This window comes from Geodermatophilus sp. SYSU D00779 (genome assembly GCF_054050595.1).
Genome location: NZ_JBJGZQ010000025.1, coordinates 84,313 through 90,718, shown reverse-complemented (window position 1 = coordinate 90,718; position 6,406 = coordinate 84,313). Strand labels below are relative to the sequence as shown.

6 protein-coding genes are annotated in these 6,406 nt (G+C 74.2%); 4 read left to right on the top strand and 2 right to left on the bottom strand.

Going from position 1 to position 6,406, the window contains the following annotated elements:
• Positions 1-107 precede the first annotated feature (107 nt).
• The gene (locus tag ACI79G_RS19090; protein ID WP_091213342.1) at positions 108-407 is read right to left on the bottom strand and encodes a WhiB family transcriptional regulator; all 300 of its coding nucleotides are present in this window, start codon (positions 405-407) and stop codon (positions 108-110) included.
• Between the two features lie 342 nt (positions 408-749).
• Between ACI79G_RS19090 and ACI79G_RS19085 the strand changes: the two genes are divergently transcribed.
• Positions 750-1,511 (top strand): LuxR C-terminal-related transcriptional regulator, encoded by a 762-nt coding sequence (locus ACI79G_RS19085; RefSeq protein WP_456882677.1) that lies wholly within the window; start codon positions 750-752, stop codon positions 1,509-1,511.
• Positions 1,512-1,590: 79 nt separating this feature from the next.
• On the opposite strand, the gene ACI79G_RS19080 is transcribed toward ACI79G_RS19085, so the two are convergent.
• A complete protein-coding gene (locus ACI79G_RS19080) occupies positions 1,591-1,992 on the bottom strand; it encodes a DUF5319 family protein (RefSeq protein ID WP_091213337.1) in 402 nt (133 codons plus the stop codon).
• 122 nt (positions 1,993-2,114) lie between these two features.
• Between ACI79G_RS19080 and guaB the strand changes: the two genes are divergently transcribed.
• The 3 genes from guaB to guaA all read left to right on the top strand — a co-directional run bounded on the left by guaB (position 2,115) and on the right by guaA (position 6,389).
• On the top strand, positions 2,115-3,620 hold the full coding sequence (guaB, locus tag ACI79G_RS19075; RefSeq protein ID WP_456882676.1) for an IMP dehydrogenase: 1,506 nt from the start codon (positions 2,115-2,117) through the stop codon (positions 3,618-3,620).
• A gap of 70 nt (positions 3,621-3,690) precedes the next feature.
• Positions 3,691-4,827 (top strand): GuaB3 family IMP dehydrogenase-related protein, encoded by a 1,137-nt coding sequence (locus ACI79G_RS19070; protein ID WP_456882675.1) that lies wholly within the window; start codon positions 3,691-3,693, stop codon positions 4,825-4,827.
• A complete protein-coding gene (gene guaA, locus ACI79G_RS19065) occupies positions 4,827-6,389 on the top strand; it encodes a glutamine-hydrolyzing GMP synthase (RefSeq protein WP_456882674.1) in 1,563 nt (520 codons plus the stop codon). The genes ACI79G_RS19070 and guaA overlap by 1 nt, the downstream gene beginning before the upstream one ends.
• Positions 6,390-6,406 lie beyond the last annotated feature (17 nt).

Here is a 6,406-nt window from a genome sequence, read left to right as displayed (position 1 = left end):
CCCCCCCCCCCCCCACCCGCCCCCCCCCCCCCCCCCCCCCCCCCCCCCCCCCCCCCCCCCCCCCCCCCCCCCCCCGCCCCCCCCCCCCTCTCGCGTGTGCGGGGTCTTCAGACTCCCGCGGCGACGGCGGCGGGCTCCGCGGCGATCAGCCGGGCGCGCTCCTCCTCGCTCATGCCGCCCCAGACCCCGTAGGGCTCGCGGACCGACAGGGCGTGCTTCAGGCAGGACTCGATGACCGGGCAGCGGGCGCAGACCGCCTTGGCGGCCGTCTGACGGCGGGCCCGGGCCGGGCCGCGCTCGCCGTCCGGGTGGAAGAAGAGAGCGGTGCTCTCCCCGCGGCAGGCGCCGTGCAGCTGCCAGTCCCAGACCTCGGCGACGGGGGTGGGCAGGCGGCGGATGTCGGCCATTCGTCCTCCTCGGCTCGGTGCGAGCCGGAGGGGGCGGTCCGGCTGCATGGGGCCCGGTGCCCGAGGCCTCTGTGGGTCAAACCCACGGCGACCCTGCATTTTCTCCGCTCCGCTCTCCCCCCGCTGGGTGAGAGCGGGTGTTGCCGCCCCCCGGAGTCGATCAAGGTGGCTGCAGGCCGTGCCGAACACCGCCACGGGACACCCGTCGGCGGTGCCGGTCCCGGCCGCAGCGACGACGACGGGTCCCCGGACGGGACCGCACGTCCGAGCGACACCCGGCCGGGGGATCCGGGCGGTGGGACCCCGGCCGAGGGACGTGTGGCCGGCGAGCGAGGAGCAGGCGTGATCGACGACAGGATGCGCGGACCCGGCCACGGCACGACGTGCGTGTGGGTCTACGACGAGCGCCGGCGGGTCCGCGACGACATCGCGGGCCGACTGGTGGCGCTGCCGTTCGTGGGACGGGTGGAGGTCGTCGGCGACGCCGCCGCCCTCATGGCCCGGCTGGCCACGCGCCAGCCCGACGTCCTGCTCATCGGGACCCAGCGCGCCACGGACTCCGGGCTCACCGTCGCCACGCAGGCGCTGCGGGCCCACCCGCGGCTGTCGGTGCTGGTCCTCGGCGCTCCCGACGACGGCGAGACCGTCCGGGCGGCGGTCGCGGCCGGGGCCCGCGGCTACCTGCGCTGGGACGCGAGCGCGATGGAGATGGGCCTGGGCCTGTCGCGGGTCGGCCTGCGGGTCGACGGCCGCGGCCCGGTGCCGTCCGTCCCGTCGCAGCCGGTGCCGCTGGCCTCGGTCGGTGCGCACGCCGGTCACGGCGCCGGGACGCCGGCCTGGAACGGTGCCACCCCGCTGGCCGGCGCCGCGCCCACGACGGTGCGCTCGACCGTCCGCGAGCCCGCGCCGGTCAGCCTCTCGATGCGCGAGATGCAGGTGCTCACCGGCATGAGCCAGGGCAAGAGCAACGCCCAGATCGGCCGCGAGCTCTACCTGTCCGAGGACACCATCAAGACCCACGCCCGGCGGCTGTTCCGCAAGCTGGGCGCCAAGGACCGCGCCGAGGCGGTGGCCACCGGTTTCCGCCGCGGCATGATGAGCTAGCCAGTCCCGGCGATCATGGCGCCGTGACCACTCCGCGGGCTCCCGGGGTGGTCACGGCGCCATGATCGCGTCGGGGGCCTCAGTCGTCCCGGGCGTGCCTGCCGGCGCGGCCCTCGCCGCCGGGCTCCTCGCGCTCGGCCATCGCGGCGATCCCGTCGGCGTAGCCGCTGGCGTAGTCCCAGCTGACGTAGTCGTCGGGATCGGGGTCGAACGGCGGCTCGTGCCGACCGGTCTGGCCCTCCTCGAGCAGCTGGCGGAGGTTGGCCTGCATCAGGGCCCAGTCGACGTGGTGCTCCTCGTCGCAGTCCGGGCAGTCGACGACGATGCCCTTGATGCCGGTCGGCTCCAGCAGCGTCCGGAACACCTCCAGTTCGGCGAGGTCGTCCAGGACGCCGGCCCGCTCCTCCATGGTCAGCGGCGGCGGACCTGGCTGGTCGGCGGACCCGAAGTCGGGCCCGGAAGCGTCGTCCCAAGAACTCACGGGTGCCACGGTAGTGGCCGGACGGACATCACACAGAGCCCCGCGGGGTGCCGCCTACGATCGAGGGCGGCTCCCCGCGCGCCCACGAGGGTGCCGGCCGACCGGAGGGGTGGCGGCAACCGATGCAGCCCGATGAGTTCGTCCCCGAGCTGCCGGCGAAGTTCGCGCCGCTCGGCCTGACCTACGACGACGTCCTGCTCATCCCCGGCGCGTCCGACGTCGTGCCGGCCGAGGTGGACACCAGCAGCCGGCTGACCCGTGGCATCCGGCTGGCGGTGCCGCTGCTCTCCAGCGCGATGGACACCGTCACCGAGGCCCGCATGGCGATCGCGATGGCGCGCGTCGGCGGTGTCGGCGTCCTGCACCGCAACCTCGCCGCCGAGGAGCAGGCCGGCCAGGTGGACCTGGTCAAGCGCTCGGAGGCCGGCATGGTCACCAACCCGGTGACCGCCTCCCCGGACAACACCCTGGCCGAGCTGGACGCGCTGTCGGCCCGCTACCGCATCTCCGGCGCTCCCGTGGTCGACGACGAGGGTGTGCTCGTCGGCATCTGCACCAACCGGGACATGCGGTTCGAGACCGACAAGAACCGCCTCGTCCGCGACGTCATGACGCCGATGCCGCTGGTCACCGCGCCGGTCGGCGTGGACGCCGACACCGCGCTGCGGCTGCTGAGCCGGCACAAGGTCGAGAAGCTGCCGCTGGTGGACGACGCCGGGCGGCTGCGCGGCCTGATCACCGTCAAGGACTTCGTCAAGCGGGACCAGTTCCCGAACGCCACCAAGGACGCCGACGGCCGCCTCGTGGTGGCCGCCGCCGTGGGGGTCGGCGAGGACGCCTACAAGCGGGCCGGCCTGCTGGTCGACGCCGGCGTGGACGTGCTCGTCGTCGACACCGCGCACGGCCACCAGCGCGCCGTGCTGGAGATGGTGGCGCGGGTCAAGGGCGACTTCGGCGTGCAGGTCGTCGGCGGCAACGTCGCCACCCGCGCCGGCGCCCAGGCGCTGGTCGACGCCGGGGTGGACGCCGTGAAGGTCGGCGTCGGCCCGGGGTCGATCTGCACCACCCGCGTGGTCGCCGGCGTCGGCGTCCCGCAGGTCACCGCGGTCTACGAGGCGGCGCTGGCGGCCAAGCCGGCCGGTGTCCCGGTGATCGCCGACGGTGGGCTGCAGTACTCCGGCGACATCGCCAAGGCGCTGGTCGCCGGTGCCGACACGGTGATGATCGGTGGGCTGTTCGCGGGCGTCGAGGAGGCGCCGGGCGAGCTGGTCTTCGTCAACGGCAAGCAGTACAAGACCTACCGCGGCATGGGATCGCTGGGCGCGATGCAGAAGCGCGGCAACCAGTCCTTCAGCCGCGACCGCTACTTCGCCGACGACGTGCTCTCCGACGACAAGCTCGTCCCCGAGGGCATCGAGGGCCAGGTGCCCTACCGCGGTCCGCTGGCCGGCGTCGCGCACCAGCTCGTCGGCGGGCTGCGCGCCTCGATGGGCTACGCGGGCGCGCAGACCATCGCCGACCTGCAGGAGCGCGGTCAGCTGACCCGGATCACCTCGGCAGGCCTGGTGGAGAGCCACCCGCACGACATCCAGATGACCGTCGAAGCCCCGAACTACCGCGGTCGGTGAGCCACGTGTCCAACGAGGGTCCTTGCGTGAACGAGATCGTCGAAGCTCCGAACCACCGGGGGCGCTGACCGTGACCACGCGTGACACCGTCGAGATCGGCCTCAACCGCTTCGCCCGCCGGGGGTACGACCTCGACGAGGTCTCCATCGTCCCCTCCCGGCGCACCCGGGACATGGACGACGTCTCCACCGCCTGGCAGATCGACGCCTTCCGGTTCGACATCCCGCTGGTCACCAGCCCGTCGGACGCCGTCGTCAGCCCGGCCACCGCGATCGCCGTCGGCCAGGCCGGCGGCCTCGGCGTGCTCAACGCCGAGGGGTTGTGGACCCGCTACGACGACCCGGCGCCGGTCTACCGCCGGCTGCGCGAGGCCGCGGGGGAGGGGGCGCCGCCGGTCGCCCTGCTGCAGGACGTCTACTCCCGACCGGTCGAGCCCGACCTGATCACCGCCCGCATCAAGGAGATGCGTGACGCCGGCGTGACCACCGCCGTCCGCGTCTCGCCGCAGCACACGCTGCAGCTGGCGCCGGCCGCGCTCGCCGCGGGTGTGGACCTGCTGGTCATCCAGGGCACGATCGTCTCGGCCGAGCACGTCACCACCCAGGGCGACGCGCTCAACCTCAAGGAGTTCATCGCCGACCTCGACGTCCCGGTCATCGTGGGCGGCGCGGCGAACTACCAGACCGCGCTGCACCTGATGCGCACCGGCGCAGCAGGCGTGATCGTCGGCGTCGGCGCCGACAGCTTCTCGACCACGGACGCCGTCATGGGCATCCGGGTGCCGCTGGCCAGCGCGATCGCCGATGCCGCGGCCGCCCGCCGCGACTACCTCGACGAGACCGGCGGCCGCTACGTGCACGTCATCGCCAACGGCCGGATCGAGACCAGCGGCGCCATCGCCCGCGCGCTGGCCTGCGGTGCGGACGCCGTCCAGCTCGGCGAGCCGCTGCGCGCCGCGGCCGAGGCCCCGGGCGGCGGCGTCTGGTGGGACTCCGTGGCCGCCCACCCCCGGCTGCCCCGCGGCGGGACGTCGGCCCCGATCACCCCCGCCGGCTCGCTGCACGACGTCCTCCTGGGCGAGGCGCGCGCCGCCGACGGCCGCACCAACCTCTTCGGGGCGCTGCGCCGGACCATGGCGAAGACCGGGTACCGCGACCTGAAGGAGTTCCAGCGGGTCGACCTCGTCATCGGCGGTCGGGGCGACTGATGGACTTCCCGACCGTCCTCGTCGTCGACTTCGGCGCGCAGTACGCCCAGCTCATCGCGCGGCGGATCCGCGAGGCCGGCGTCTACTCCGAGATCGTCTCCTCCGAGGTCCCGGCCGAGGAGATCGTCGCGCGCAAGCCGGCGGCGATCGTCCTCTCCGGCGGCCCGTCGAGCGTCTACGCCGAGGGCGCCCCGCAGGTCGACCCGACGTTGTTCGAGGCCGGCGTCCCGGCGTTCGGCATCTGCTACGGCTTCCAGGCGATGGCCGCCTCGCTCGGCGGCACGGTGGCGCGCACCGGCGACCGCGAGTACGGCGGCACGCCGCTGACGGTCACCACCGAGGGACGGCTGTTCGGCTCGCTGCCGGTCGAGCAGTCGGTGTGGATGAGCCACGGGGACGCCGTCAGCGCCGCCCCGCCCGGGTTCACCGTCACCGCCACCTCGACCGGGGCGCCGGTCGCCGCCTTCGAGGACGTCGACCGCAAGCTCGCCGGCGTGCAGTTCCACCCCGAGGTGCGGCACACCGCGCACGGGCAGACGGTGCTCGAGCACTTCCTGTTCGACATCGCCGGCCTGGAGCCGACCTGGACGATGGCCAACGTCGTCGAGGAGCAGGTCGAGCGGATCCGCGCCCAGGTGGGCGACCGGCGGGCGCTGTGCGCGCTGTCCGGCGGGGTCGACTCCGCGGTCGCGGCCGCGCTGGTGCAGCGCGCCATCGGTGACCGGCTGACCTGCGTCTACGTCGACCACGGGCTCATGCGCGAGGGCGAGACCGAGCAGATCGAGCGGGACTTCGTCGCCGTCACCGGCGCCGACCTGCGGGTGGTCGACGCCCGCGAGCAGTTCCTCGGCGCGCTGGCCGGGGTCAGCGACCCGGAGCAGAAGCGCAAGACCATCGGCCGGGAGTTCATCCGGGTCTTCGAGCAGGCGGCGCTCGACGTGGTGCACGACGCCCAGGCGCACGGCGAGACCGTCGACTTCCTCGTGCAGGGCACGCTCTACCCGGACGTCGTCGAGTCCGGCGGCGGCACCGGGACGGCGAACATCAAGAGCCACCACAACGTCGGCGGGCTGCCCGAGGACCTCACCTTCACGCTCGTCGAGCCGCTGCGGACCCTGTTCAAGGACGAGGTGCGGGAAGTCGGCCTGCAGCTGGGGCTGCCCGAGTCGCTGGTGTGGCGCCAGCCGTTCCCGGGCCCGGGGCTGGGCATCCGGATCATCGGCGAGGTCACCCAGGAGCGGCTCGACGTCCTGCGCAGGGCCGATGCGATCGCCCGTGCCGAGCTCACCGCCGCCGGCCTGGACCGTGAGATCTGGCAGTGCCCGGTGGTGCTGCTGGCCGACGTCCGCTCGGTCGGCGTCCAGGGCGACGGGCGCACCTACGGCCACCCGGTCGTGCTGCGCCCGGTGTCCAGCGAGGACGCGATGACCGCGGACTGGACCCGGCTGCCCTACGACGTCCTGGCCCGCATCTCCACCCGGATCACCAACGAGGTGCCCGAGGTCAACCGCGTGGTCCTCGACGTGACCAGCAAGCCGCCGGGCACGATCGAATGGGAATGACGGGCCGCTGAGGTCCG

Bases quoted from the DNA above. Each gene is read 5' to 3' on its own strand.
- guaB (WP_456882676.1), top strand. From the start codon at position 2,115: ATGCAGCCCGATGAGTTCGTCCCCGAGCTGCCGGCGAAGTTCGCGCCG.
- ACI79G_RS19090 (WP_091213342.1), bottom strand. From the start codon at position 407: ATGGCCGACATCCGCCGCCTGCCCACCCCCGTCGCCGAGGTCTGGGAC.
- guaA (WP_456882674.1), top strand. From the start codon at position 4,827: ATGGACTTCCCGACCGTCCTCGTCGTCGACTTCGGCGCGCAGTACGCC.